This is a genomic window from Streptomyces sp. NBC_00005, assembly GCF_045160215.1.
In the GTDB taxonomy this organism is placed as follows: Bacteria; Actinomycetota; Actinomycetes; order Streptomycetales; family Streptomycetaceae; genus Streptomyces.
Genome location: NZ_CP108316.1, coordinates 110,680 through 135,127, shown reverse-complemented (window position 1 = coordinate 135,127; position 24,448 = coordinate 110,680). Strand labels below are relative to the sequence as shown.

24 protein-coding genes and 4 pseudogenes are annotated in these 24,448 nt (G+C 67.7%); 17 read left to right on the top strand and 11 right to left on the bottom strand.

Features of this window, described 5'->3' with window-relative positions:
• The first annotated feature begins 104 nt into the window (after nt 1-104).
• Genes OG303_RS00690 through OG303_RS00680 form a run of 3 tightly spaced genes read left to right on the top strand, consistent with a single transcriptional unit; the run spans nt 105 to nt 1,795 of the window.
• Complete coding sequence (locus OG303_RS00690; RefSeq protein WP_405863644.1) at nt 105-1,049, top strand: RNA polymerase subunit sigma-70; 945 nt, start codon at nt 105-107, stop codon at nt 1,047-1,049.
• A 60-nt stretch (nt 1,050-1,109) separates the two neighbouring features.
• Nucleotides 1,110-1,655, top strand: a complete 546-nt coding sequence (locus OG303_RS00685) for a dihydrofolate reductase family protein (RefSeq protein WP_405863642.1) — start codon at nt 1,110-1,112, stop codon at nt 1,653-1,655.
• On the top strand, nt 1,652-1,795 hold the full coding sequence (locus OG303_RS00680; RefSeq protein WP_405863640.1) for a hypothetical protein: 144 nt from the start codon (nt 1,652-1,654) through the stop codon (nt 1,793-1,795). Before OG303_RS00685 ends, OG303_RS00680 begins: the two co-directional genes overlap by 4 nt.
• Nucleotides 1,796-1,799: 4 nt before the next feature.
• Here the strand turns inward: OG303_RS00680 and OG303_RS00675 are convergent, their stop codons facing one another.
• Nucleotides 1,800-2,051, bottom strand: coding sequence for a tyrosine-type recombinase/integrase (locus OG303_RS00675; RefSeq protein WP_405863638.1), 252 nt, complete (start codon nt 2,049-2,051; stop codon nt 1,800-1,802).
• 194 nt (nt 2,052-2,245) lie between these two features.
• Here OG303_RS00675 and OG303_RS00670 point away from each other — a divergent pair, with 194 nt between their 5' ends.
• Nucleotides 2,246-2,914 (top strand): sigma factor-like helix-turn-helix DNA-binding protein, encoded by a 669-nt coding sequence (locus OG303_RS00670; protein WP_405863636.1) that lies wholly within the window; start codon nt 2,246-2,248, stop codon nt 2,912-2,914.
• A gap of 69 nt (nt 2,915-2,983) precedes the next feature.
• Here the strand turns inward: OG303_RS00670 and OG303_RS00665 are convergent, their stop codons facing one another.
• Together OG303_RS00665 and OG303_RS00660 are read right to left on the bottom strand one after the other, a co-directional pair.
• Nucleotides 2,984-3,391 (bottom strand): SgcJ/EcaC family oxidoreductase, encoded by a 408-nt coding sequence (locus tag OG303_RS00665; RefSeq protein ID WP_405863634.1) that lies wholly within the window; start codon nt 3,389-3,391, stop codon nt 2,984-2,986.
• 342 nt (nt 3,392-3,733) lie between these two features.
• Nucleotides 3,734-3,970 (bottom strand): hypothetical protein, encoded by a 237-nt coding sequence (locus OG303_RS00660; RefSeq protein ID WP_405863632.1) that lies wholly within the window; start codon nt 3,968-3,970, stop codon nt 3,734-3,736.
• Here OG303_RS00660 and OG303_RS00655 point away from each other — a divergent pair.
• The 4 genes and pseudogenes from OG303_RS00655 to OG303_RS00640 form a co-directional block, all read left to right on the top strand.
• A pseudogene (locus tag OG303_RS00655) lies at nt 3,884-4,222 on the top strand (hypothetical protein); the annotation flags it as partial. The gene OG303_RS00660 and the pseudogene OG303_RS00655 sit on opposite strands and share 87 nt — an antisense overlap.
• Nucleotides 4,132-4,842, top strand: a complete 711-nt coding sequence (locus tag OG303_RS00650; RefSeq protein WP_405877883.1) for a hypothetical protein — start codon at nt 4,132-4,134, stop codon at nt 4,840-4,842. The pseudogene OG303_RS00655 and the gene OG303_RS00650, both read left to right, overlap by 91 nt.
• Before the next feature lie 91 nt (nt 4,843-4,933).
• Nucleotides 4,934-5,212, top strand: coding sequence for a SpoIIE family protein phosphatase (locus OG303_RS00645; RefSeq protein ID WP_405863630.1), 279 nt, complete (start codon nt 4,934-4,936; stop codon nt 5,210-5,212).
• Between the two features lie 1,095 nt (nt 5,213-6,307).
• Nucleotides 6,308-7,141, top strand: coding sequence for an IS5 family transposase (locus OG303_RS00640; protein ID WP_405863628.1), 834 nt, complete (start codon nt 6,308-6,310; stop codon nt 7,139-7,141).
• Here OG303_RS00640 and OG303_RS00635 read toward each other — a convergent pair.
• Nucleotides 7,101-7,628, bottom strand: a complete 528-nt coding sequence (locus OG303_RS00635) for a hypothetical protein (protein WP_405863626.1) — start codon at nt 7,626-7,628, stop codon at nt 7,101-7,103. The two genes, OG303_RS00640 and OG303_RS00635, sit on opposite strands and share 41 nt — an antisense overlap.
• Before the next feature lie 1,286 nt (nt 7,629-8,914).
• On the opposite strand from OG303_RS00635, the gene OG303_RS00630 reads away from it, so the two are divergent.
• Genes OG303_RS00630 through OG303_RS00620 form a run of 3 tightly spaced genes read left to right on the top strand, consistent with a single transcriptional unit; the run spans nt 8,915 to nt 13,969 of the window.
• The gene (locus tag OG303_RS00630; RefSeq protein WP_405863624.1) at nt 8,915-9,856 is read left to right on the top strand and encodes an ABC transporter ATP-binding protein; all 942 of its coding nucleotides are present in this window, start codon (nt 8,915-8,917) and stop codon (nt 9,854-9,856) included.
• Entirely contained in the window at nt 9,853-11,202 is a 1,350-nt protein-coding gene (locus OG303_RS00625) for an ABC transporter permease (RefSeq protein ID WP_405863622.1), read from the top strand. Before OG303_RS00630 ends, OG303_RS00625 begins: the two co-directional genes overlap by 4 nt.
• 13 nt (nt 11,203-11,215) lie before the next feature.
• Nucleotides 11,216-13,969 carry a phosphoesterase gene (locus OG303_RS00620; protein WP_405863620.1) on the top strand — a complete coding sequence of 918 codons (2,754 nt, stop codon included), beginning with the start codon at nt 11,216-11,218 and terminating at the stop codon, nt 13,967-13,969.
• 77 nt (nt 13,970-14,046) lie between these two features.
• Here OG303_RS00620 and OG303_RS00615 read toward each other — a convergent pair.
• The 3 genes and pseudogenes from OG303_RS00615 to OG303_RS00605 all read right to left on the bottom strand — a co-directional run.
• Nucleotides 14,047-14,292 (bottom strand): annotated as a pseudogene (locus OG303_RS00615) (IS30 family transposase); the annotation flags it as partial.
• Nucleotides 14,293-14,420: 128 nt separating this feature from the next.
• Nucleotides 14,421-15,215, bottom strand: a pseudogene (locus tag OG303_RS00610) (IS3 family transposase); the annotation flags it as partial.
• Entirely contained in the window at nt 15,212-15,511 is a 300-nt protein-coding gene (locus tag OG303_RS00605; protein ID WP_405863618.1) for a transposase, read from the bottom strand. The gene OG303_RS00605 and the pseudogene OG303_RS00610, both read right to left, overlap by 4 nt.
• Before the next feature lie 130 nt (nt 15,512-15,641).
• On the opposite strand from OG303_RS00605, the gene OG303_RS00600 reads away from it, so the two are divergent.
• A complete protein-coding gene (locus tag OG303_RS00600; RefSeq protein ID WP_405863616.1) occupies nt 15,642-16,526 on the top strand; it encodes a molybdopterin dinucleotide binding domain-containing protein in 885 nt (294 codons plus the stop codon).
• 58 nt (nt 16,527-16,584) lie between these two features.
• Nucleotides 16,585-17,025 carry a PaaI family thioesterase gene (locus OG303_RS00595; protein ID WP_405863614.1) on the top strand — a complete coding sequence of 147 codons (441 nt, stop codon included), beginning with the start codon at nt 16,585-16,587 and terminating at the stop codon, nt 17,023-17,025.
• 847 nt (nt 17,026-17,872) lie between these two features.
• Here the strand turns inward: OG303_RS00595 and OG303_RS00590 are convergent.
• Nucleotides 17,873-18,277, bottom strand: a complete 405-nt coding sequence (locus tag OG303_RS00590; protein ID WP_405863612.1) for a hypothetical protein — start codon at nt 18,275-18,277, stop codon at nt 17,873-17,875.
• 73 nt (nt 18,278-18,350) lie between these two features.
• Here OG303_RS00590 and OG303_RS00585 point away from each other — a divergent pair, with 73 nt between their 5' ends.
• The gene (locus OG303_RS00585; protein ID WP_405863610.1) at nt 18,351-18,515 is read left to right on the top strand and encodes a cold shock domain-containing protein; all 165 of its coding nucleotides are present in this window, start codon (nt 18,351-18,353) and stop codon (nt 18,513-18,515) included.
• Between the two features lie 431 nt (nt 18,516-18,946).
• On the opposite strand, the gene OG303_RS00580 is transcribed toward OG303_RS00585, so the two are convergent.
• Nucleotides 18,947-19,639, bottom strand: coding sequence for a transposase family protein (locus tag OG303_RS00580; protein ID WP_405863608.1), 693 nt, complete (start codon nt 19,637-19,639; stop codon nt 18,947-18,949).
• Between the two features lie 319 nt (nt 19,640-19,958).
• Here OG303_RS00580 and OG303_RS00575 point away from each other — a divergent pair.
• Nucleotides 19,959-20,249: pseudogene (locus OG303_RS00575) on the top strand (transposase family protein); the annotation flags it as partial.
• 75 nt (nt 20,250-20,324) lie between these two features.
• On the opposite strand, the gene OG303_RS00570 reads toward OG303_RS00575, so the two are convergent.
• Complete coding sequence (locus OG303_RS00570; protein WP_405877021.1) at nt 20,325-21,167, bottom strand: helix-turn-helix transcriptional regulator; 843 nt, start codon at nt 21,165-21,167, stop codon at nt 20,325-20,327.
• Nucleotides 21,168-21,319: 152 nt separating this feature from the next.
• On the opposite strand from OG303_RS00570, the gene OG303_RS00565 reads away from it, so the two are divergent.
• Nucleotides 21,320-22,279 carry an NAD(P)-dependent alcohol dehydrogenase gene (locus OG303_RS00565; protein ID WP_405863606.1) on the top strand — a complete coding sequence of 320 codons (960 nt, stop codon included), beginning with the start codon at nt 21,320-21,322 and terminating at the stop codon, nt 22,277-22,279.
• Nucleotides 22,280-22,548: 269 nt separating this feature from the next.
• Here the strand turns inward: OG303_RS00565 and OG303_RS00560 are convergent, their stop codons facing one another.
• Nucleotides 22,549-23,304 (bottom strand): class I SAM-dependent methyltransferase, encoded by a 756-nt coding sequence (locus OG303_RS00560; RefSeq protein ID WP_405863604.1) that lies wholly within the window; start codon nt 23,302-23,304, stop codon nt 22,549-22,551.
• Nucleotides 23,305-23,627: 323 nt separating this feature from the next.
• Here OG303_RS00560 and OG303_RS00555 point away from each other — a divergent pair, with 323 nt between their 5' ends.
• A complete protein-coding gene (locus OG303_RS00555) occupies nt 23,628-24,218 on the top strand; it encodes a hypothetical protein (protein ID WP_405863602.1) in 591 nt (196 codons plus the stop codon).
• Nucleotides 24,219-24,448: the final 230 nt, after the last annotated feature.

Sequence of the window (24,448 nt, the reverse complement as noted above, 5' to 3'; positions counted from 1 at the left end):
GATCTTGTTGACGCCTGCGGAGCCGGGGTTGGTGGCTCAGTCGCTGAGTCCTGAGTGTCCGAGTGTGGTCGTCGGCCTTGTTGCGGTGAGTGAATACTAGCCCTGTGGACAGGGGATGGGCGGAGGTCCTGGATGGCTTCCTCGGCGAGCACCGCCGCGAGTTGTGGGCGTTCTGCTATCAGATGTTGGGTTCTCCGTTCGATGCTGAAGACGCCGTCCAAGATGTGCTTGAGCGGGTATGGCGAGCGCGGGGTGACTTTGACGCCGAGGTAGGGAGCGTGACCGGATGGGTGTTTCGGATCGCTCGGAATGTCTGCGTGGATCGGCTTCGGAACGCGAGTCGCCGTACGCTGCCGCGCGATCTCAGCGATCCGGGATTGGAGGTGGGCGCCCCTCTGGTCCCTCGGTTCGACACCCCGTGGCTGCAGCCGGCCCCGTCAAGCTGGTTGGGCGGGGATGGCACCGCCGATGCTGTGGTGCGGGGCAGCGAAGTCCGGTTGGCGTTGACGGCTCTCCTGCAAGCGCTGCCAGCGCAACAGCGCGCGGTCTTCATTCTGCGTGAGGTGCTGGGTTACTCCTCGGCTGACGCTGCCGCCGCACTCGGCACCTCAGTACCTGCGATCAACTCTGCACTCCAGCGCGCTCGCGCTCGCCTCTCACAGACGCGAACTGATGGCCGCCCTGAGCAACGAGGCATCGAAGCCGCACTGGTCGAGCAGTACGCCCGGGCTTTGGAAGCGGGGGACGCAGAGGCACTGGAGCAGTTGGTAACAGCGGATGTCGTCTTCGAGATGCCGCCAGTTCTACAGTGGTTGCGCGGCCGGGTTCCGTACCGGGGATTCATGGAAGATTTCTTCCGCCGGCGTGGCGCCCGCTGGCAGACGCGTCTCATCTCGGCCAATCATCAACCAGGGTTGCTGCTCTATCACGTCACCGACGACGGTGTGCAGCCCAACACGCTCCATGTGCTCACGGGGGGAGCGGACGGCCTGCTGTCCCATCTGCTCGTCTACCGGGACCCGACGCTGTTCGCGCTCTTCGAACAGTAGCGATGAGTTCGAGGGCTCTCATTCGTAGGTAGCGGTAACCGAATGAGGAGGGTTGGCGCTATGCGGAAAGTGATCGAGTACGTTCTGGCCTCGGCTGACGGTGTCGTTGAAGACCCGGTGGGCAGGGGAGTGGCTGAGTACCAGGATGAGGCCTATCTGCGGGACGGTCTGGGCCTGCTGACGGCCTGCGACGCGATCCTGTTTGGGCGCCGCACCTACGAAGCGTTCGCTGAACTGTATGACGGTCGCACAGACCATAAGCCGATGTGGGCCGATCGACTCACAACGATCCCGAAGTACGTGTTCAGCTCGACGCTTGAGAGGGCCGACTGGAACAACTCGATCATCGTTCGGGGCGATGCCGTTGCCGAGGTGGCCCGCCTCAAACGGCAAGACGGGGGGAACCTGCTGCTTCTCGGCCACGGCCAGTTCGGGGAGACTCTTCTGCGAGAGCAGCTGATCGATGTCATCGACCTCGCGATTTACCCCTTCATGGCCGGGAGTGGGAAGCAGTTTTTTCGGGAGGGGCAGGATGCCAAGCTGAGGCTCGCGGGCGTGAAGACCTTTTCGAAGATCGTCAAGCTGACCTACGAGATGCAGAGATGAGGCCCCAATGGCTGGCCCTCGTGCTCTTCGACCGCGCACCGCACCTGACCAGCGCGGACCTGTCCGACGCGAACCCGATCCTCGCAAACCTGTTTGAGGCGGACGTCCTCGGGCGGTGGAGCGGGACGACGTTCCCCTGAGCCGTCACGAGCGCATCTCCTTCCTCATTGCGGCCACCCTCTCCACTGCGGCGCGTTTGTCCCCATCAGTGGCATGGGTGTACGGGTCCATCGACGACGGCGAGGCGTGCCGGGCCATGTTCTGAATCACATCGCGGGGCACATCGGCACGGACCCAGCGCGTGAGCGCCGAATGGCGGAGCATATGCGGCCGTGCCTTGAGCCCAGCACGTCCGGCGAGCCGCTTGAACAACTCGTACGTACTCGGATACTTCATCGGCCCTCCCAACGGGGCACGAAAGTGGTTGGCTGCGGTTCGTTTCGAGTGAAGCTCGCGATCAAGCGGTGAGGTCGTAATCCTGCTGGCTGGTCGGGGTGGGTAGAGGCGCGGGTGCTCGTGGGCGGCGTGGAAGCGCTCGGTTCTCTCACGTACCCGCCTGCTCCGCGCTGGACGGGCTCGGCCGCCGCCCCATGCCGTCGGGTCCGGTCACCGAGAGCGAACTGCTGCGCCCGCTCGTCCACGGCGGGGAGGCAACCTGGTTGCAGCCGCTCCCGGATAGCCTGCTCGGCCTGGGCGCCCCGGCCACCGCGGCGATCGACAGGGGCAGCCTGCGGCTGGCCTTCGTCGCAGCATTGCAATTGCTGGCACCGAGAGAGTGCGCTGTCCTGATCCTGCGCGACGTGCTCGACTACCCGGTGGCGGAGGCAGCGGACATCCTGGAGACCTCGGTCGCGGCCGTGAACAGCTCGCTGCAGCGGGCTCGCGCCCGGATCCGGGCCGCGGGAGTGCTGCAGGAGCAGGTCGCTGAGCCTTCCGACGCAGAGCAACGGTCGTGGGTGGTGACCGGGGACGTCCTCATGGAGATGCGGCCCATGGTCAACTGGTTCAGCGGCCGGGAGAACTACGCGAGCTTCATGGGCTGGGTGTTCGCCAAGGCCGGCAAGGCCTGGCGGTTGCTGCCGGCGCGGGCCAACGGGCAGGCCGGCTTCGCCGCCTATCGGCGCGGGGACGTCGGCGTGTTCGAGCTGCACACCCTGCAGGTGTTCACGGTCACGGCTGGGGGCATCGGCCGTGTCTCGGTCTTCCTGGACGCCGAGGTGTTCGCCGCCTTCGGCTTGGCGCAGAAGGTCGACGGCTGATCCGCCCGCACCTGTCGGCGCGGGCCCGCCCGACAGGTGCGGGCGGACCCGGGCAGGACTGACTCTGGATCAGCTGGCGGACTTGACCGGGCTGTTGTGGTAGGCGGCGATCAGCCAGGCGCCGTCGCGCTTCTCCAACACCCAGGTCGCGTACACGATCCGGTCGGCGGGAACCTCGGACTCGCCGGGGAAGAGGATGCCGGCCTCGCTCACGACGATCGCGCCGTCGCGACCCAGGAACCGGATCCCCAGCTGCCGGTTGGTCGTCGTGGTGCCCTTCAGGAAGGAGGCGAACCCCGCCGCCATGCCCTGCCGGACCTCCTCGCGGGAGGCGCGGTAGGAGCCGGGCATGATTGCGGTGGCCTCCTGCGTGTAGTCGGCGACGAAGGCGTCGGCGTCGCCGGCGTCCCATGCCTTGTAGAGGTTCTCAAGGACGGCAGTGATCGCGGCCGTGTCGTTCGCGCGGTTGTCGGACATCGTTCTCTCCAGTCATTGCACTTGGTCGGGACCGAAGGGGCCCGTGAGTACATACCGGCGTCCCTTTCGGAACTCATCGCGCGAACCTCGAGATCTTCTCTTCGGAGCGCAGTCCCCTCTACACCGTCGGCCTGTCGGCGAGGCTGCAGCCACGCACGCAACGCTCTGCTACGTGGGGAATCTCAGCGAGCAGGTCTGTCCCACCCCCGAGCAAGGGGTGGGGACTTTCAAGGCTCTGGCCGCAGTTCCGTGAACGATCTTGAAGGCGAGCGGCATTGCCGCGATGCTGACGCGGGTGGAGAGCAATAGTGCAGCTAGGCCCGTACTTCGCGGGTAGCTCGTTCAGGTCTCTGGCCAGCGTGGACGGTCTACTTGGACCCCCAGGAGGTCGAGGAGATGGACCTGGACGCCGCGGGTGATGACGATGGTGGGCGGGTCGGTGGCGCTGCCGATCCGCAGCCACAGTTCGCCCAGGTGGAAAAAGATCATCCGCACGGCCGGCCGACCAGCCTGATCAAGCGACTGCCGCACGGCGAGTACGTCGAGGTGCATCAGCCACTCGACCGGGCCGAACTCCACACCCTCACCGCCCACGAGCGGCCTCGGGAGCTCGTGGAGCGTGAGCCGGAGTCCGTGACCGTCATAGGTTCGTCGCCATTGCTCGCGAAAAGAGGCGTCCTTCCTGCACCCCCGTGGGACCATCGGGGCGCAGTACCACCTGCAGCGCGTTGGGGGGCGGCATGGCAGCGAGCGAACTTGTCGGGTGGCACCGGACGGGATGGCGGCTGCTCGTCGCCGCGGACGTGTGCTTGGTCAGCGTGTTCGCCGTGACCGCCACCCTCGATCCGGAGCACGTCCTGAGAATGTTCGGCGTGGATGTCCAGAGCTTCCAGGGGCTGATTCCCTCGGTCGTCGTGCTCGTGCTGCGCGTGGCCGTCTGGGTGGCGGAACGGCGTCTCCTGGCGGTGCCTCTCACCCGCAATGTGCTGCTCGCGAGCCGTCTGGCGTCACTGATCGCCTTCTACTACATGGGCCGTTGGCTGCACGAAGAAGCCTACAGACGCTGGCAGGACGTCCTGATGGGCGGCACGCTCGGGTACGCCCTCGTGGGCGTCGCCGGTGCCGGGGCGGCGGCAGCGGTCCACGGGCTGGTCGGGCTCCGTGCCGTCGGGCAGGGTGCTCCACCCCCGCCCGAGACCACGGCCGGGCCAGCCACTGCGACGGTGGCCGACCCGGCACCGTCAGCACCGTCGGCGCCCCCCGCGGCATCCGCCGCGACGCAGCGGCGTGAACTCACCAGGGAGTCGCTCTTCGGTCTCGTCGGGGCGTTCCTGGGCGTCGCCGGTCTGGCGATGAGCGTCAACAGCGTCGCCCAGATCGGCGTGTCCGTGGCGGTCGCCGCCGCGGCCGTCGCCCTCATCGCCTATCTCCTGCGCAGCCGGTCCGACTGACGTCTCGGCCGGCACTTCGTGGGTAGCTCGTTCAGGTCTCTGGCCAGCGTGGACGGTCTACTTGGACCCCCAGGAGGTCGAGGAGATAGACTTGGACGCCGCGGGTGATGACGATGGTGGGCGGGTCGGTGGCGCTGCCGATCCGCAGCCACAGTTCGCCCAGGTGGAAAAAGATCATCCGCGCGGTCGGCCGCACCCGCCGCGCATCCGGGTAGAGTCCCGGCATCTCCCGATCGGATTCGGAGGGGTCTTCGGCATTGCCGCCTACGACGTCCAGACGTTCCCCTTCGAGGTCGGCGACCTGCTGCTCCTCTACACCGACGGCGTCATCGAAGCACGCAATACCGACGGACTCTTCTACCGTTCCTAGAAACTGAGCGGGAGTGAGTCCTGTTTCCAGGGCTCATGCTCAGCCGCGTGTCCCGAACGGTGTTGGGCACGCTGGTTCCCCGCTGTGACCGCATGGCCGGTCGCCGCCCAAGGGGGCCTCGAACGGGTGGCATTGGTGGGGCGGACGCATTGGCCGGGGCTTCCCGCCTGTGGCAGGCCGGGGGTTGGCTCGGTGTTCCGGCTCGGTGCCGGAAGGTCACGGCGGGCTGATACGCGACTGCTGCGGTGCTCAGCCACGGCGGTCCGCGCAACAGCGGCGAAGCGGCTGGTGACCGAGGGGGGCGTAGTAGCCCCGAAGGGCACAAGTGTGTCAGCATGCCAACACGCGACTCCGCGATACGACAGAGGCCCCGCCCTCCCACCGGCTCCACCCGGTGGACTGCGAGGACAGGGTCGCTGCCCGGTGTGGTGAGCCCTGGCTGACGTCTCAGCCGGGGCTCTCCGCTTTCAGAGCCAGTTCTCCCAGATCCACACGGTCACAAGGAATACTTCGCATGCCGCGGAGATCCTCTCCGAAGAGACGTTCGGTCGTACGGAGCTCTGCCACCGGTCCTTCAGCCAACGGATCGGCTTCAAGACCCGTCTCCCTTCTGACCTCCTGTCAGGAAGCCAGTCTGGTGCGGAAGTTCGGCCTCCGCGCCGTGAAGGTACAACTCGTACCTTCACGTGCGAGGTGCGAGATGAGGGCCTTCGAAGGGCGACGCAGATGACACGATCTCCCCTCTCACGTGCGTCTGTCGAGGGTGCGTGACCGGTTCATGAGTGAACCAGTTGGTATGTCGTTCTCGTCTACCGTTTGTCCGTTTAGAAACCGTATTCCTATCGATCACGAGGACGGTTCTGGTCGAACAGGGTGCCTGGTCGGGTGATCTTGGCCGGGTGGATGCATGAGAACAGGGCCCCTTGGTAGCTCGGGGTTGCGATGCCACTCGAGTATCAGGAGGCCCTGTTGTTCCAGTCTTGCGTGACGGCCCTCGTCCCGTCCAACTCCCGCGTGTCGGTGTGCGATTGCCTCGCTCACCGGTTCGGGAACGCGGCCGACCGGCCCGAGAGGGTACGGCGGTATCCGTCGGACATGACGGATACGGAGTGGGCGGTGGTGCGTGAGGCGCTGCCAGTGCCGGCGTGGCTGGAGGGCCGGGGCGGGCAGCCGGAGGGCTACTGCCACCGCCAGATGCTGGATGCGGTCTTCTACGTCACCGACAACGGGATCAAGTGGCGCGCGGTTCCTGCCGATTTCCCCGCATGGGACCGTGTGTACGCCTTCTTCCGCAGGTGGAGGGAGAACGGCCTGGTCAAGGAGTTGCACGACCGGCTGCGCGGGAAGGTCCGTGAGGCCGAGGGCCGTCAGGCGGAGCCGAGTGCGGCGATCATCGACTCGCAGTCGGTGAAGGGCGCCGCCTCGGTGCCGTCCGCCACACGCGGCTACGACGGCGGGAAGAAGATCAACGGCAGGCGCCGGCACGTCATCACGGACTGCCTCGGCCTGCTGCTCATGGTGCCGGTGACCGCCGCACACGTCACCGACCGGCAGGCCGCCCGCATCATGCTGCCCCGGCTGCAGACGCGGTTCAAGAAGATCAGCCTGGTATGGGCCGACGGCGGATACACGGGCGTCCTGGTCGACTGGGCGAAGGAGAAACTCCAGCTCACCCTGCAGATCGTCAAGCGCAGCGACGACATGAAGGGGTTCGTGGTACTGCCGAGACGGTGGGTGGTGGAACGAACTCTGGGATGGCTGTTGCGCACGAGGCGTCTGGCCCGGGACTACGAGACGCTACCCGCCAGCAGCGAGGCGTTCATCCACTTCTCGGCCACCATGCTCATGACCCGCCGCCTGGCCCGCACCACTGCCCACGGCCAGACGATCAGGACGCCGCGTCAGCAGCGGACGACACTCGCGGCATGAACCGGCCCGACGGCGAGGAGGTCAGCCAGCCCCGCTCAACGAGCCGCTTCGCCTTCGACCGCACCCCCTCGATCTTCGCCGGCACCAACTCGAGCCCGAGCCGCACCGTCATCTCCTTCGCCATCAACCCCTCCCCGCCATCCGGGAGTTCGGCCTCCAGCAGCTCCACGATCCGCCGGTAGTCCGGCGCGAGCGCCACCGCCGTCATCCCCTCCCGCCACCGCTGCACGACGCATCCGGGGACCGCAACCCTCGCCGCCCCGGCCGACGGCACCGGGGCCGCCACCTCCTGGGCAGACGCCTCCGCGGCAGCGCCCGGCGCGGCCAGGGCCTCGGCCAGCTCGACCCTGGCGATCACCCGACGCTCCAACACCGCCTCCGCCTCGGCGAGTTCCGCAAGAATCCGATCCGCTTCCGCCTGAAGCCCCTCCGCCCGCACCCGGGCAGCCGTCTCACGTTCCTCCAGCAAACCCATCACCGATGTCACCGGTCATCTCCGCATCGCGAGAACGATCTGATCGCCCGAACTCTCCCGCAACGACGCCCGAACCATGCCTGAGCAGCGGAAACTCAACAAGCACATCCGGAAAGACAACGGCTTCTAGGGCACACAGGGCAGTAGAGGGTAAATCGGATTCCCTGTCTGGCCACCCAGAGACGTTGAGGAGGCGTCCGGTGCGGTGGCGGCACGACGACCGTGCGTCACGGGCCGCGGCCGCCTGCTGTTTCGTGAGGAGATGTGGGCCCCATCGCCATGTGCCAACTCGCCTCCTCGTGACGCCGACGAGGCCAGCCGCCCAGTGCGGGCGGTGCGATAGGCGGGTGCCGTCGTCAGCGTTACGGGGTAGGTGAACTCGACATGGTCGGGAGACCTATGGCGGCCTCTCCCGTGCGGCAGACCTCGATGAGGGGTCCGCCGAGAGGGACCCGCGTTGTAAACGGTCTTCGTGGCAGGCCAGGCGCTTTTGTGTAAACAGCAGAGTTCTGCCCGTCTGTTGTGCCTCGTGGGGCACTTGATGCTCTGTGACGGTGATCGCGAAGGGCGATCCCGAGGGGAAGGTGGCAGGGGAACGGCCACGTGCTGATAGCCACGGTCGCTGCACCGGCGCTACAGCCGCGTGCCGCGAGATCATGTCCGCGTCCGGTGGCTCGGTGCGCGGCCCTTTGCTTGCCTGCCATCGGCTGGGCGGCGTGTGGAGGCCGAGGGGAGCAGGACGTACCCGGTTTGGTCTCCAGTGCGGGCGTGGTGTGCCGGTCCCTGGCGGGCTTGCTTCCCGCCTCGGCTCATTGCGGTCCTCGCCGCTCTTCGGCAGCCGGGCGGACGAAGTGTCCATGGGGGCTGCGGGAGTAGAGAGTTCCGTCGTCCTTGAGCGCGTCAACTGCCACTCTGGCCAGCCATGGTGAGGTGCTGAATTCCTTCAGGGATCCGGGCCACGCTCGGTATCCGCCGGCGGGGCGGGTAGGTATCCAAGTGCCGCTGCAGGTCAGCGGGTTGCCGAGCCGGCCGTCTTCGGCGCCGTTGCAGCGCCTTACCCAGCACGAAGCGCCGCGGGCGCGCGCTTCGTGCTGGGTAGGGCGACGAATTGCGGGCCACAGTATTTCGTACGGATCCGTGTCTTCAAGGTTGCCCGAGTCTGGCTCGATGCTGGCTAGTTTGTACACACGGACTTGCCGACGCCTTGACGATCCGTTCCCTGAGCGTTCAACCAGCCGTCTGTGCCTGCGTTGTGTGCCGTCCCTAGGGTCCCCTGAGTGTTTCGAAAGAAGGGGCTCATGGACGCACTCCTCGCAATCCGGGCTCGCGGGATCACCAAGTGTTTCGGCGACGTCGTCGCACTCGACGGCATCGATCTGGATGTGACGCAGGGGCAGATCCACGGCCTGGTCGGACCGAACGGCGCCGGCAAGACGACCTTGCTCGGCCTCCTGCTGGGCCTGGCCGTCGCCGACGGCGGCCGCCTCGAGATCCTGGGTACACCGGTCGGGCGGGCGCTCGCCGCTCCCGACGGTGTCGCCGGTTTCGTGGACGGGCCCGGTCTCTATCCCTCGCTCACCGCCCGGCAGAACCTCGCTGCGCTGGCCGCCCTTCGCGGCAGCGACGCGCGGACAGCGGGAATTGACGACGTGCTCGACCAGGTCGGGCTCACCGATGTCGCCGATGACCGGACCCGTGGATTCTCGCTCGGCATGCGTCAGCGGCTCGGGCTGGCCGCAGCCCTGCTCACCAAGCCCCGGCTGCTCGTGCTCGACGAACCTTCCAACGGGCTCGACCCGGCCGGCAAAAGACACGTACACGGTGTGCTCACCCGGCTCGCCGCGGACGGAACCGGCGTCGTGCTCTCAAGTCACAACATGGACGACCTCGAGGCACTGTGCTCCGAGGTCACCATCCTGGCCACCGGACGGGTCGTGTTCTCCGGCCCGCTGAACAAGCTGGCTGCCGAAAGCCGTGAACTCGACTACCGGTTGCGCACCTCCGACGCGCAGGCCGCGCGCCTGCTGGCTGCCGACACGGCCGGGATCCGGGTCGTCGACGACGCCGGGGCACGGCATGACGCCGAGGTGCTCGTCGTGCGCGCGCTGGTGCCCGCCCTCGATGAACTGGTGGTGGGTCTCGTGCAGTCGGGCATCGCGTTGCGCGAGCTCGCCCCCGTGGTGTCGCCGCTTGAGGCCGCATTCCTCGCCCTCACCGAGCAGCAGGAGGCCGGCCGATGACCGCGACCGCCGTCGCCGAACACGCCGTCGTAGCCCGCCGCGTCTCGGTTTCGCGCGGCTATCGCTTCGAGCTGGTCAAGCTGGTCTCGCAATGGCGGATCCGCCTGCTGGTCCTCGCCTGTTGGGTCGCGCCGGCGCTCTTCGTCGCCGGGGTGAGCGGGCAGGGCACGCTCCCCTCCGACACTCTCTTCGGTCGTTGGATGCACGCCACGGGGTGGGCGGGACCCCTGGTCATGCTCGGTTTCGCGGGCACCTGGGCGCTCCCGCTGCTGACGTCGTTGGTCGCCGGCGACGTGTTCGCCTCCGAGGACCGGCTAGGCACCTGGCGCCATCTGCTGGTGGCGGTCCGCTCGCCCAGGCGGATCTTCGTGGCGAAGTCTCTGGCCAGCCTCACCGTCATCCTGGTGCTCGTGGCAGGGCTGGCCTGTTCCAGCGCGGCCGGCGGGCTCGTGTCGGTCGGCAACCAGCCGCTGGTCGGCCTCGACGGTCACCTGTTCGCGCCGGGTGACGCCGCGGGCCGGGTCCTGCTCGCCTGGGTCTGCGCCCTCGCCCCGACCCTGGCCCTTGCCGCGATCGGACTCCTCGGGTCGGTCGCGTTGGGGCGGTCCTCTATGGGGCTGCTGCTGCCCGTGCTGTTCGCGCTCGCGATGCAGGTCGCCCAGATGTTGCCGCTGCCCGTCGCCGTGCGCCTCGCCCTGCCCGGCTACGCCTTCATCGCCTGGAACGGTCTGTTCACCAGCCCGGCCCAGCTCGCCCCGCTCCTGATCGGCATCGCGGTCAGCCTGGTGTGGGCCGTGTTCGCGACCGCGCTGGCCTATCTGCTGTTCGTACGGCGCGACTTCACCAACCAGGCCTACGACGGCTCCGGGCGCCGCGCGATCACCGTCGGACTGCTGCCGCTGGCCGTGCTCACCGCCGTCACCGTCGGGGCGGTGGCCGTGGCGACGCCGTCGACGGGCTCCGGAATCGAGCAGGCCAAGGTGCAGCGGTCCCTCGCCACGGTGTTCGCCCACCTCTATCGCCTGCAGACGCGGCAACTCCACCGCCCCGCCGTCACCGAGGCCCAGCTGCGGACGGCGGCGGCGTGCACCAAGAGCGATGGCCAGGCCGCCCAGGAGGGGGCGGGCAACGACTGGCGCTGCGTCGTGACCTGGCATCTCCCCGGGGTCGCGGTCACTGGGACGGCCATCTATCAGCTCGACATCACCTCGGACGGGCGGTTCGTGGCGGACGGCGACGGTCCCAAGGAAGTCAACGGTTACTTCCTGGTGCGGACTTCGACCGGTGACGCCCCGAATCCGCTGTGGCAGTTCGACGGCAACGTCGAGTTGCTCGAAACCCACTGAAGGGAACAGTTCCGTGCAGGTAACCCGCCAGCGTCGGCTCAACGAGAAGAAGCAAGTCAACCTCTTCGGTAGACACGTCGGCCGCCGTGCCCTGCTGGTGACGACAGGCATCGCCGTCGCCCTCGGCGTCACGGGCACCGCGGTCGCCTCGACGTACCAGTTCGGCACCCAGCAGGTCGGCCAGACCACCGCCAACGGCCAGGTCATCTCCAGCGACCAGTACATCAAGCCGTACGGCAGCCGCACCGTCATCAACGACGGCAAGATCATGTCGTCGACGGTCAGCCCGGACGGCACCCACCTCGCGGCCTCGGTCGCCGACGGTGACGCGTCCCTGGTGGTCATGGACCTGGCTACCGGGCAGGTGAAGCAGAAGGTCGGCACCAACGCGGCGGACGACCTGCGCATCAAGAACGGCGCCGTCGGCCAGGAGGGCCCGACGTACTCGCCCGACGGCAAGCAGCTGTGGCTGGGCCAGGCCGACGGCTACACCAAGTTCACCGTCAACGCGGACGGCACCCTCTCCGACCCGACAGCCGTACCGATCGCGGCCGACGGCTCCAAGCAGGCGCTGGTGGGCGCGGCGGTGTTCTCGGCCGACGGCTCCACCGTGTACTCCGCGGTCAACGGTCAGAACAAGGTGGTCGCCATCGACGAGGCGACCGGAACCATCAAGCAGAGCTGGGCCGTCGGCACCGCCCCGCGCGGTCTCGCCCTGGTCGGCGGCAAGCTCTACGTCAGCAACGAGGGCGGGCGCCCGGCCAAGGCCGGCGACACCACCATCAACTCCTACGGCACCGATGTGCCGGCGAACCCCGACACCGGTGCCACCACCACCGGCACGGTCAGCGTCATCGACACCGCGGACCCCTCCGCCGCCGTCGGCACCATCGACGTCGGTCTGCACCCGACCGCGGTGTACGCCAAGAAGGGCGCGGTGTTCGTCACCAACACCGCCGACAACAGCGTGTCGGTCATCGACACCCGCAAGGACAAGGTCGTCCAGACCATCGCCACCCAGCCGTGGCCCGAGGCGTCGGTCGGCTACGAGCCCAACGCGGTGACGCTCACCGACGACGGCCGTCTGCTGGTCACGCTCGGCCGCGCCAACGCGGTCGCCGTCTACCGCTACACCTCCCCGCAGCAGCCCGCCCGCTACATCGGCCTGCTCCCGACGGACTACTTCCCCTCGGGAATCACCACCGTCGGCAAGAAGGTGGTCGTCTCCAACACCCGTGGCATCGACGCGCTCCGCCCCGACGGTGCCGGCCACAACACCCATGACACGACGTCGAGCCTGACTCAGTTCACGCTCCCGAGCGACCTCGTCGTCAGGTCCCAGACGGCCAAGGTCTTCAAGCAGAACGGCTGGACGGCCGGGTCGGTGAAGACGGCCACGGGCAAGAGCCGCACGAAGGCCGTCCCGGTCCCCGCCCGTCTCGGCGACCCCTCGACGATCAAGCACGTCTTCCTGCTCGTCAAGGAGAACCGCACCTACGACCAGGTCTTCGGCGACCTCCCGCAGGGCAACGGCAACTCCTCGCTCACGCAGTTCGGCGAGAACGTGACGCCCAACCAGCACGCGCTGGCCCAGCAGTTCGGTCTGTACGACAACTTCTACGACATCGGCACGAACTCCGCCGAGGGCCACAACTGGCTGATGCAGTCCGACAACCCGGAGTACACCGAGTCCTCGGCCGGCGAGTACACGCGCAGCTACGACACCGAGAACGACGTCCTCGGCCACCAGAAGTCCGGGTTCATCTGGAGCGGTGCGCAGGCGGCCGGCAAGTCCGTCAAGGACTTCGGCGAGTTCCAGTCGCTGGAGACCAAGCCGTCCGGCGCGACCTGGCAGAACCTGTACTGCGACAGCAAGAACATGGCCGCGACCGGAGCGCAGACCGCGTACCCCATCAAGACGGGCTCGGCGATCCCTTCGCTCAACAAGGTGTCGGTGCAGGGCTTCCCGCTGTTCGACCTCGACGTCCCGGACGTCTACAAGGAACAGATCTGGCAGCAGGACTTCGAGAAGAACGGTCCGGCGAACCTGAACATGTTCTGGTTCTCCAACGACCACACCGGTGGCCCGGCGAACGCTGCCGCCGAGGTCGCCGACAACGACCTCGCGGTCGGCAGGATGGTCGACGAGATCACGCACAGCAAGGACTGGAAGGACTCGGCGATCTTCGTCGTCGAGGACGACTCCCAGGCCGGTCTCGACCACGTCGACGGCCACCGCGCCCCGGTCCAGGTCATCAGCCCGTACGCCAAGCACGACACCGTCGACGACCACTACTACTCGCAGATCACCATGGTCCGCACCATCGAGCAGATCCTCGGGGTCCACCCGATGAACCAGCTCGACAGCGCGGCTACCCCGATGTACGGGGCGTTCACGTCGAAGGCGGACGACACGCCGTTCACGGCGGTGCCCAACCGGACCTCGCTGACCCTCGGCGTAAGCCCCCAGCCCTCCTGCGGCTCGGACACCCCCGCGCCCCAGGACAGCAAGGCGGCGGCCGCACCGACGACGGTCTCGGTGCCGGCGGCCGAGACGAAGGTCGCGGCGCAGTGGAAGACCTGGGCGTCGCACCAGCGGCTGACGGGCCCGAACGCCGTGCCCGACTACGCGAACCCCACCCAGATGAACCGCTACACCTGGTACCAGACCCACAACTGGGCCAAGCCGTACCCCGGCGACAGCAAGATCTACGCGCCCAAGGACGTACCGGGCGCCTACCTCCCGTCGTCGGAGTCCGACGGCTGAGACAGCCCCATCGCATCAAGGGCCCCTGGCCGGCGTCGTTGGTTTCTAGGGATCGTCGCAACACATGATCGGTTGTGTCAGACGGCGAGCAGTTTATGCAGACGCTCGGCTGGGGTTTCCCAGCCGAGCGTTTTGCGTGGGCGGCCGTTGAGCTGGGCGGCGACGGCGTCCAGGTGCTCGCGGCTGTGGACGGACAGGTCGGTTCCTTTCGGGAAGTACTGCCGCAGCAGGCCGTTGGTGTTTTCGTTGGAGCCGCGCTGCCAGGGGCTTGCCGGGTCGCAGAAGTAGACCGGGATGTCCGTGGCGACGGTGAAGCTGTGGTGGGTGAAGTTTCCCCGTGATCTTGGACACTCGTCGGATATGCCGTGAGGGCGTGTTGATGTCGCTGCCTGGTCTCGGCCGGGGTGAGGTAGCCGAAGGTCTTGTGCTTGCAGAGGCGGCGGCGGTTGTAGAAGGTCTCGATGAAGGTGAAGACCTCGGCGCGGGCGGTGGCCCGGTCGGGCCAGATGCGGGTGCCGATCTCTTCCTTGAGCAGGGCCCAGAAACTCTCCGCGGCCGCGTTGTCGAAGCATGATCCGGTGCGTCCGCAGCTGTTCCGCAGTCCCAACTCCCTTATTCGGTCGCGGAATTGGGTCGAGGTGTATTCGCTGCCGCGGTCACTGTGGATCACGCAGCCGGGCTCCAGGTTCCCCCGGCCGTCGGCCATGTCGAGGGCGTCCATGACCAGTTCGGCGCGGTGGTGATCAGCCATGGCATAACCGACGACCTCGCGGGTGGCCCGGTCCAGCCAGCAGGCGAGGCAGAGCCAGCCCTCGGCAGCGGGCAGGCAGGTGATGTCGCCGACCAGCTTGATCCCGGGCCGCTCGGCGTGGAAGTCGCGGCCGATCAGGTCAGGGGCCGGCTTCGCCTTCTTGTCGGGCCGGGTCAACGAGCGGCGCTTGCGCCGGGTGACGCCTCGGATGTCGCGCTCGCGCATCACGCGGGCGATGCGCTTGCGGTTCACCCGCCGCCCTGGACGCCGCAGTTCGGCGTGGATGCGCGGGACACCGTAGGTGCGGCGGGAGGCGACGTGCAGCACCGTGATCTCGTGCGCGAGCGCGTCGTCGGCGGCCTGCCGGACATGGCGGGCGGCCTCGCCCTCGCGCCACGCGTAGTAGGAGGAGCGGGCGACGTGCCGCACCCGGCACAACACAACGATCGGGTAGTTCGCCTTCTCCGCATGGATGAACCGGCGCAACTCGCTCACCGGTCGTTGTCCTTCACGAAGAAGGCGGTCGCTTTTTTCAGGATCTCGATCGTCTGCTGCTGATCGCGGTTCTCCCGCCGCAGCCGCTTGAGCTCCTCGCGCTCGGCACTGCTCAATTCGCCGGGAGTGCCCTCGCCCTGCTCCGCCTTCGCCTTGCGGTACCAGCCGCGCAGGGACTCGGAGCTGATGCCGAGTTCCCGGGCGACCGCCGTGACCGTCTTGCCCGAGGAGTCGACGAGCGCGATCGCGTCCCGCTTGAACTCTTCGGTGTACCGCTTCGTGTACTTGCTTCCCACCTGGTGCTACTTCCTCTGGAACCTCGAGATCCCAGTCTCCAGGTGCCCACGATCAAGGGGAATCACCTGCGAGTTCCCCCACAACACCTTCCACCTGCGTGCCCCGGTCCTCGATCCGCTGCCCGGCACTTTGCCCGAACCCGAGATATACGCCCGCCTCGTCCGCGAGCTGAACGCCGTCCCCCGCAGCAGGCTGACCCTGCTGCGCGCCGCGGCCCGCTTGGGCCGCACGCCCTACAAGCTCGCCCTCGCCGCCCTCGCCGCCCTCGCCGCCCTCGCCGCGCTCGACAAGAGCACCTTCGCCATGGCCCCGTATCTGCTGTACGAGACCCTCGGCCGCACCCTTCCCGCAGGCGCCCGTTCCGGCGCCGTGCTGTGGGCGCTTGCCCAGCCCATCGCCAAGGAGTACCCCACCGCCATGCGCCGGGCCGGACACCGAAGCCCCGACGCCCTGTTCGACGCCATGCTGGGCGGCCGGTCCGGCATCACGTTCACCGAGGACGAGTACGGCGACGCCTGGACCTACGTGCGCCACCCCGGCCACCGCATCCCGCTGCCCATCCCCGAACTCCCCGGCCTCCTCGCAGACCTGGACACCACCCCCGCCGTCCACACCAGCGACGACTTCCCGATCGTCCTGGCCGCCGGCCAGCGCCGGGCGTTCACCGCGAACACCATCTTCCGCGACAACACCTGGCGCAAGCGCGACCCCCAGGGCACGCTGCGCGTCAGCCCGCACGACGCCGAACAGTTGGGCCTGTCCGACGGCGCTCTCGCCCAGATCACCACGTCGCGCGGCACCGCTGAGGCGGTGGTCGAGATCGACGACCGCCTGCAACCCGGGCACGCGGCCCTGCCCAACGGCTTCGGCCTCGATCTGCCCACCCAGGACGGCGGCACCGAACGCACCGGCGTCGCCCTGAACACCCTCACCGACCTCACCTGGCGCGACCCCATCGCCGGAACCCCCTGGCACAAACACGTCCCCGCCCGCATCCAGCCCCTCCCCGCCTGATGAACACACCGCCCCTCGGGGCGGCGGCACCACCAGCACCATGCAAGGAGAACGACCCGTGACCACCACCGACCTCAGCGCCATGACCGGCCTGGAACTGATGCGCTGGGTGCAGACCGAACGCCCCACCGAGATCCCCTCCATCGGCCGCCTTCTCGGCATGCGCTTCGACGAGGTCGCCCACGGCCGCATCGTCATCTCCCTCGACACCCGCCCCGACTTCGCCAACCCCCTCGGCGCCGTCCATGGCGGCATCGCCGCCACCCTCCTCGACTCCGCCATGGGCTGCGCCGTCCACACCACCCTCCCCGTCGGAACCGGCTACACCACCCTCGAACTCAAGGTCAACTACATCCGCGCCGCCCGCACCGACGGCCAGACCCTCACCGCCGAGGGCATCGTCATCCACGCTGGCCGCCGCACCGCGACCGCCGAAGGCAAGGTGCTCGACGACCAAGGCAAACTGATCGCCCACGCCACCACCTGCATGATCCTTTAGGCGTTCGTCGAGGTCGGCTTCACCTGCTATGAAGGTCGCGTTCCGCGTGGGCCGTCGGCGGCCGAGGCTGCGGGGGCAGCGCGTGGACGATGGCAGCGCGCTGCCCGAGCTGCTGGCGCAGGATCTGGTTTTCGGCCGATGACGCCGATCGTTGCACTTCCGGTGATGCTCCCGGCCTGGACGACCAGGTCACGGGCTGTGTGCAGGGCGATGGTGAAGCCGCATCGGTCCGGGTCGGTGCCCGGCCGGGACTCTGCCGCCTCGACCATCACGGTCCGCAGGGCCTGGTAGAGGCTGAGCAGGGCCCACATTTCCTGCTCGACACCGACCGGGTCGCCCGACCGCAGCACCCGGCCCCGCATCACGGTGTGCCGCAGCGCGAAGTAGGCAGATTCGTGCTCCCACCGCTGGTGGTAGAGGCCGACGAGACCGCCGGCCGGGTAGCGGCGGGCGCCGGTGAGGAGTTGTCACCAGGCGGTAGGAGCCGGTGAAGGTGCTGCTGTCGTCGCAGGTCACAGCGATCTGTGCTTCTACGACCCGGACCGGGAGGGTGCCGAGGACGGACAGGTAGGAGCCGTCCGCGAGCATGACCAGAACCGGGGTGCGGCGGTTGGCGCGGAGCCGTCCCAGGAACTGGGCACCGGTGCCGGCGACCAGCTCCAGCCTCAGAATGGCGGAGGATCATGTTGAGTTCAACGGCTGACGACCTGACCGTCATCGTCGTGAGCCAGGTACTCATCCGGTCGCTTGCTGAGCGTCATTCCGGCGGGGAGCTTTGGGACGAGAAGCCCGAGCCTTGCTATTTCCTCACGTAGATCGTAGAGGTGTACTCGAGCTGCTTCAGGGCTCAGTGGAAATCCCTCCAACACGTCATCGCGGTATAGCCCAGCACCCCGTCATCCGTCAGCACAATGAGCCACGCGCTGGCGTCATAGATGCCGCATCCGTTGTAGTGGTCACCTGTAACCGCTACGTGTTTCGAGCAGCGAATGATGTAACCCAGCTTGACCCTTTCCAGAACGGTGGCATTGTTCCGCGCCTGAGACCGGATGGGCATCTCATCGGACGCAGGCGCCACCCACCCCGTTGCGCAGGAGTTGGAGTACGACGAGGAAATATTCCCAGAGTTGCCGGGCGCAGAATTTGCGGCGCCAGGAAACGCCAGACTGAAGGCCGTAACAGTCAGCAGGAGCGCGACGACCCTAAATCGCAAAACCTTTTTCATGATCCCTCCGTTTTCGATCACTGACACCCTAAAGGTCCACCATCACATGATGAAAGGCGATGTCCGGCCATTGTGCATGTCGGGCCACCGGAGGCAGGGCATGGCTGAGAGCTTTTTCAAGTGGTTCAACAGCGAGAAGGGCTACGGTTACCTCACGGTGGAGGCTTATGCGGACCACGACATCGGGGTCGGCAACCAGGGCGTCTTCGTCCACTACTCGGAAATCGAGATTTCGGGCTACCGCACTCTTGACGAGGGGGAGTGAGGCTTTCCAACCTGGCTTCTGAGCCTGCGTCGTACCGCTCGGATCGGGTGGAAGGGGACCGTCAACAGCCACGGCACCACCGATCAGGGGCCCACCAACCGGCCAATTCAGCGACTGTCAGGCAGCTCCTGACCAGCGGAAACCCTGAGCTCAGCGGCTTCGACCGGTCGGGTGTGCCCATCGCCCGAGCCAGGTCAGGAACCGCGTGCGCTCTTCACCGCAATGACCATCGCCGGATGCGTGGGCGTTGTTTGGGGTGAAGGTGGAGCCATAGGGGCCGGAGTTGAGGGCACAAGCTGCTCGGACGGGCTGCAGAGCGTAGTAGCCGAACGCGACCAGTGCCACGACCAGCAGGGTAGACAGCAGGTAGCGGCGGGCTGTCGGGAACGCATGACGTGATCCTACTGACGCTTCACAAACACTGAGCCTCTTCAGCGTTGCCGCTCCAGGGTGAGAATGGCTTTGGCGATTGACGTCATGCGGTTGGGGCTGCAGCGGGACCTGCGGAAGATCCGCCAGGACTTCAGGCAGGCCACGCCGTGCTCAACCGGTGCCCGTGCCGCGGCCAGAGCCCGGTTGACGGTCTTCTCGGTAGGGGTGAGTTCCCGCAGGGGCCTGCGTTTGATGCCCGTGGTCAGCCAGGGGCCACCGCCCTGGTAGGCGAGATCGGCCAGGATGGGGACGCTCTGGCGCTTGCAGATGCGGATGATCCGGTGGGTGCGGGCGGCGGTCAGGTCGTGGGAGCGGCCCGGCAGCGCGGGCGAGAGCCACAGCAGCCGGCCGTCCGGATCGGTGACTACCTGCACGTTCACCCCGTGCCGGCGGTGCTTGTGGGAGTAGTCGGCCCGTCCGTCGCCGACCCGGTCGCACTCGGCGAGCGTGCCGTCCAGGAGGACGAAGTCCGGATCCTGCTCGCGTAGGACCTTCAGCAGGCCCGGTGCACGGTCGGCGAGGAGGTCGATGACCGCGCTGGTGTAGGCGTGGGCGGTGGACTCGCTGATCCCGAACCCGGCAGCGACCTTCGCCAGGGTGGTGTGCTCGCGCAGGTACACCAGTGCCACTATCGCGCGCTGAGACGGACGGAGCTTGCAGCGGCGGTCACCCTCACGGGTGACGATGAGCATGGTGACCCACTCCACGAGCGCATGTGGCAGGTCGAGTGCGGCAGGATAGATGACTAACGAGGCCCCTGAGCAGCGTGGTTGAGACGTCAGACATCTCGATCAACTGCCCGGGGGCCTCGCTCGTTGCGCTTCACGGACCGTCACCCGATCGGTGGCCCGCTCGAAGAAGCTCACTGATTGGGTGGCGTGGTGACAGCGAACCTTCTCCAACCTCACCGGAGAGGCCGTCAGTTGGGCTCGTGAGGTGGTGTGTGGACATGAAGTAGCCCCTGATAGACGGGTTCACGACCAAGATCACGTGCCCACCAGGAGCTTCCGCGTGCTTGTCTACGCGTCAGGCCTCGATGTGTCCGCCTCGACTCTGCGCTACCTTTCCGCCCGTCTACGGGCCCGCCGCCAGGAACGCGGAACACGATGGTGCCGTGTGAGCGCGGACCGCCAGGCCCTCCTCGTTCTGGCACACCTGCGCTCCGGCCACACCTACGCCCAACTGGCCGCAGGCTTCGGCATCGGCGCCACCACCGCCTACCGGTACATCGCGGAGGCCATCGACGTCCTCGCTGCCCTCGCGCCGACCTTTACCGAGGCGCTGAAGACCGCCTCCACCGAGTTGCGTGGCCGGTCAAGGTCTCCAGGCTGTGGGCGGGTGTGTCGCACTGGTTCTGCCTCGTCAGTCTGCTGTGGGTCAGCGCGTGTTGAGCAGGCTGGCGAGGAGGTGGAGTCGTTCGGCGTCGGGAGTGCCTTCGGCGGCGGTGCAGACGATGAGTGCGGGGCCGGGGTTGCCGGGTATCGGGTAGGCGTCCCAGTCCAGGTTGAGTTCGCCGACTTGGGGGTGGTTGAGGCGCATTTGGCCGCGGGTGGGTTCCTCCACGTCGTGGAGGGCCCACAGGGCCGCGAACTCGTCGCTGCGGACGGCGAGTTCACCCACCAGCTCGACCGCGCGCGGGTGGCCGGGATCGGCGGCGACCTGGGTGCGCAGCATGCCGATCAGCTCGGTGACGGTGGCCGCCCGGTTCGGGCAGGTCCGGTCGGCCTCGGGGTGCAGGAACAGCGCCAGCAGGTTCCGCTGAGGCTGGGGCTGCCGGGTGAACTCGCCCAGCAGGGCGCCGCCGAGCGGGTTCCAGGCCAGCACGTCCAGGAACCGGCCGACGACCAGAGCGGGCGAGGTCATGGTGCGCAGCAGCCGCAGCGTGGTGTCCGGTACCTCCTCCGGCGCGTACGAACGTGGCAGGCGGGCCGGGGTGCGTGCGGCGGCGGCGAGGCTGTGCAGGTGGCGGGTCTCCTCGGGGGAGAAGTTGAGGGCGCGGGCGAGGGCGTCGAGGACCTGTGCGGAGGGCCGGACCTCGCGGCCCTGTTCCATGCGCTGGTAGTAGTCCGAGCTCACCCCGGCCAGCAGCGCCAGTTCCTCCCGCCGCAGTCCGGCTACGCGTCGGCGCGGGCCGGGCTCCAGGCCGACGTCCTGTGGCCGCAGCCGGGTTCGGCGGGTGCGCAGGAACTCGGCGAGTTCGCGGCGGGGATCGTCGCTCATGGCGTGGGTGGAGTCGGTCACGGCGCCAGTATGCGGCGTGCGTGGCTCGCGAGGGTGGGTCTGCCGGACCGAGGAAAAGGAGAACGACCGTGATGTCGCGCGCGGGGTCCAGCATCGGATCAACCACAGCCGGTCACGGAAGGAACAGCGACATGAAGGCCGTTCAGGTCATGAGTTACGGCGCGGCGGACGTCCTGCGGGTCAATGACGTCGACCGGCCCGCTCCCCGTGCGGGTGAGGTCCTGGTGGCGGTCGAGGCGTCCAGCGTGAACGGGCACGATGTGATCGTCCGGGCGGGGGAGTTGAAGATGGTGTCGGGACGCCGGTTCCCGATCGGTACGGGGCTCGACTTCGCGGGCACCGTCGCCGCGACCGGCGCCGACGTTGCGGGCTACCGGGTGGGGGACCGGGTGTGGGGCATGGTGCATCCGCGGCAGCGGCACTCCGTCGCCGGGGCGGCCGAGTACGTCGTGGTCTCCGCGGACCGTATCGCGCACGCCCCGGCGGACCTCTCGTCGGTCGAGGCGGCAGCCCTGGTGGTCGCGGGTTCTACGGCGCTGATCGCGCTGCGCGACAGCGTGCGCATCAAGGCCGGGGAACGGGTCCTCGTGCGGGGCGCGGCCGGTGGAGTCGGCACGGCCGCCGTGCAGTTGGCGCACGCGATGGGTGGCCATGTGACCGCGCTGGCCCGCGACCGGCACGCCGAGCTCCTCACCGACCTCGGCGCCGACGAGGTCCTGGACTACCGCTCCACCACCTCGGACCGGATCGGGCCGTTCGACGTCATCGTCGACACCGTCGGCACGGAACTGCACTGCTACCGACGCCGGTTGACCAAGGGCGGCCGGATGGTCACCGTCGCACTGTCCCCGTCGGCCCTGGCCGCGATCGCCGTCTCCAGCGTCCACAGTTCCCGCCGCATCCGCACCTTCAGCGCCAACCCCGAGACCCCCGTGCTGCGCGATGTGGCCGGCCAGGTCGACTCGGGTGCGCTGCGGCCGGTGGTCGACAGCGTGTACCCGCTCGCGGACATCGCCGCCGCGCACCAGGCGTTCGAGCGCGGCGGCGTCGTGGGCAAGCACGTGGTGACGGTGCCGCGCAGCTCCCTCTGACGGAGCCCGGTCAGCGGGCTGTGCTGCGCAGGTCGATGCCGCCCACCTCGGCGTCCGTGGTCACGATCCGGGTCGCCATCCGTGACAGCCGCGTCCGGCCGGCTTCGGACAGCGGCTCGGCACACCTCTCGATCCGCTCGGCGAACTGTGCGGCGATCTGCTTGACGAGCGGGCGCGATATTTCACTCCGACCGCGGTAGCACCGATGAGAGGGCGCAAGCGTCCTGCGAGCAACCGCGCGGTCCGGCCAGGGACTGAGAGTCCGGTGTTTATACCTTGCTCGCGACCACCATGTAGTTCTCGGCCTCAAGATCGAACGTGCTCAGTTCCGTTTGGAGTCCGACCCGGTGCAGCTCGACTTCGAGTTCCTCGTACCGGTAGGGCCAGCAGGACAGCAGTTCCGAGCGGACAAGAACCAACCCGGTCGCATCAACTTGCGCGATCGCAATCTCGATGTGGTGCTCCTCCTCCCAATGCGGCGCAATCTCCCAGCGGTAGACCACGACGGCATCGCGACCGTTCCGGCGGACGAGTCGGTCACTGATCTCCAGCCGGGAACCTCTGGCCCTCACGAGTTCCCAAGTGCGGGATGTGAGTACCAAGCGCCCGCCGGGGCGCAGAAGCCGTGACATCGACTCCAGAGCAGCACCCCTGCCTGTCGCGCCCGTGGCATGGTGAAGCGAGTTGCCAACGCAGAACACCATGTCGAACGTGTTGTCCTGGAAATGGTCGGGCAACTCTTCCCAGTTCGCGCGTACGGGCCGGAGGGATGCCCCGAACTCCTCAGACAATTCTGCAGTCCGACGAACCATCGCCTCGCTGGCGTCAGTTGCGACAACCTGCATGCCACGACCGGCGAGGCCAACCGCCAACTGTCCGGTTCCGCACGAACAGTCGAGGACGTGAGCGTTCGACGGCAGGAGATTGAGGACGTCGTCGAACGACGCAGCGAACTCGGCTGGAGGCAACTTTGCATCCGAGATGAGCCATTCGTACACCTCGGCAAGCACGTCATAGCCTGTCACAACCACTACCTCCGTCACGCGGCAGACTCACGGTAGGACGTCAGTCCATCAGCGGAGCAAGCCGGGCACCAATGGTTTTCGCAAGGATGGCTCTGACGGTGTTTGTGGGTTGAGCTGGAGCGCCAAGCCGTACGCGAGAGGCTGGGGCCGGGCTAGCTGGCTCGGCCAGCATAAATGATTCCTAGCCCACTACTGGTCGATTTCATCAGGTGACGGGCTGGCCTGGAGTTATGTCTTGACGTGCGCTTCATAGAGATCGGCCAGTTCGCGCGCGGTCGGTATACAGCGGTCAAAGAGTGATTCCAGTTCTGCATCTGTTAAAGGTGCTGGCTTATGCGGGGGCACGCTTTTGGTGGCAGTACGCAGCCGGCGCCGGGCAGGCCGCCGCCGCGTACTGCCTCTACCTCCACCACCTGGCCCTGGGGGAGAGCGACACCGCCGACTGGTGGCACCGCCAGACCGACGACGTCCAACCCCCGCCCGAGCCGCCCGCTCAGGCCATCCCGAGCCCGGACACCGATGCCCCCGACACGTGGCACCCGGCAGAGCATCGGATCACCAGCACCTCCACCTCCACGACCCTGCGAATCCTGCGCCACCTGGCGAATAACAGCGCCCGCCCTCGCTCCGCCGCCATCACCGAACTCATGGCCTACGTCCCCACCGCCGTCGCTGTCGGCTACCTCCGCCAGCCCGAGATGGACCTGCCCACACCCGGAGCCGACTTCGCGCGCCGGATCAGCACCCTGCTCGCCACGGCCGCCAACCGGCCCGACGTCACCAACACCCTCCCCGCACGCCCCGATTCACACGAGCACACCCCCCACGATGCCGCTCTATCCCCCTCCCAGCCTTCCTCTGCAGAGCCCGGCGAGACGGTGCAGCCGCAATGGGGAGAAGCCGCAAAACGGTGAGCCCCCGCACGAAGCAGACTCGCTCAGCCTGTCCATACGGGCCAGGCTGAGCGAGCCGTGCGCCCCGGCCCCGTCGACCAACGCGGGCGGCGTCTGAAGCCGCCCGCTCTCACCGGGCGACACGCGCTCACGGCCCGATACCAGCTTGCCCCCAGGGCCGGAGCGAAAGATCAACCGGACGCTGACGGCGACGCCGAGGGGGGAAGGAGATGACAAGCAATTCGCCGCTG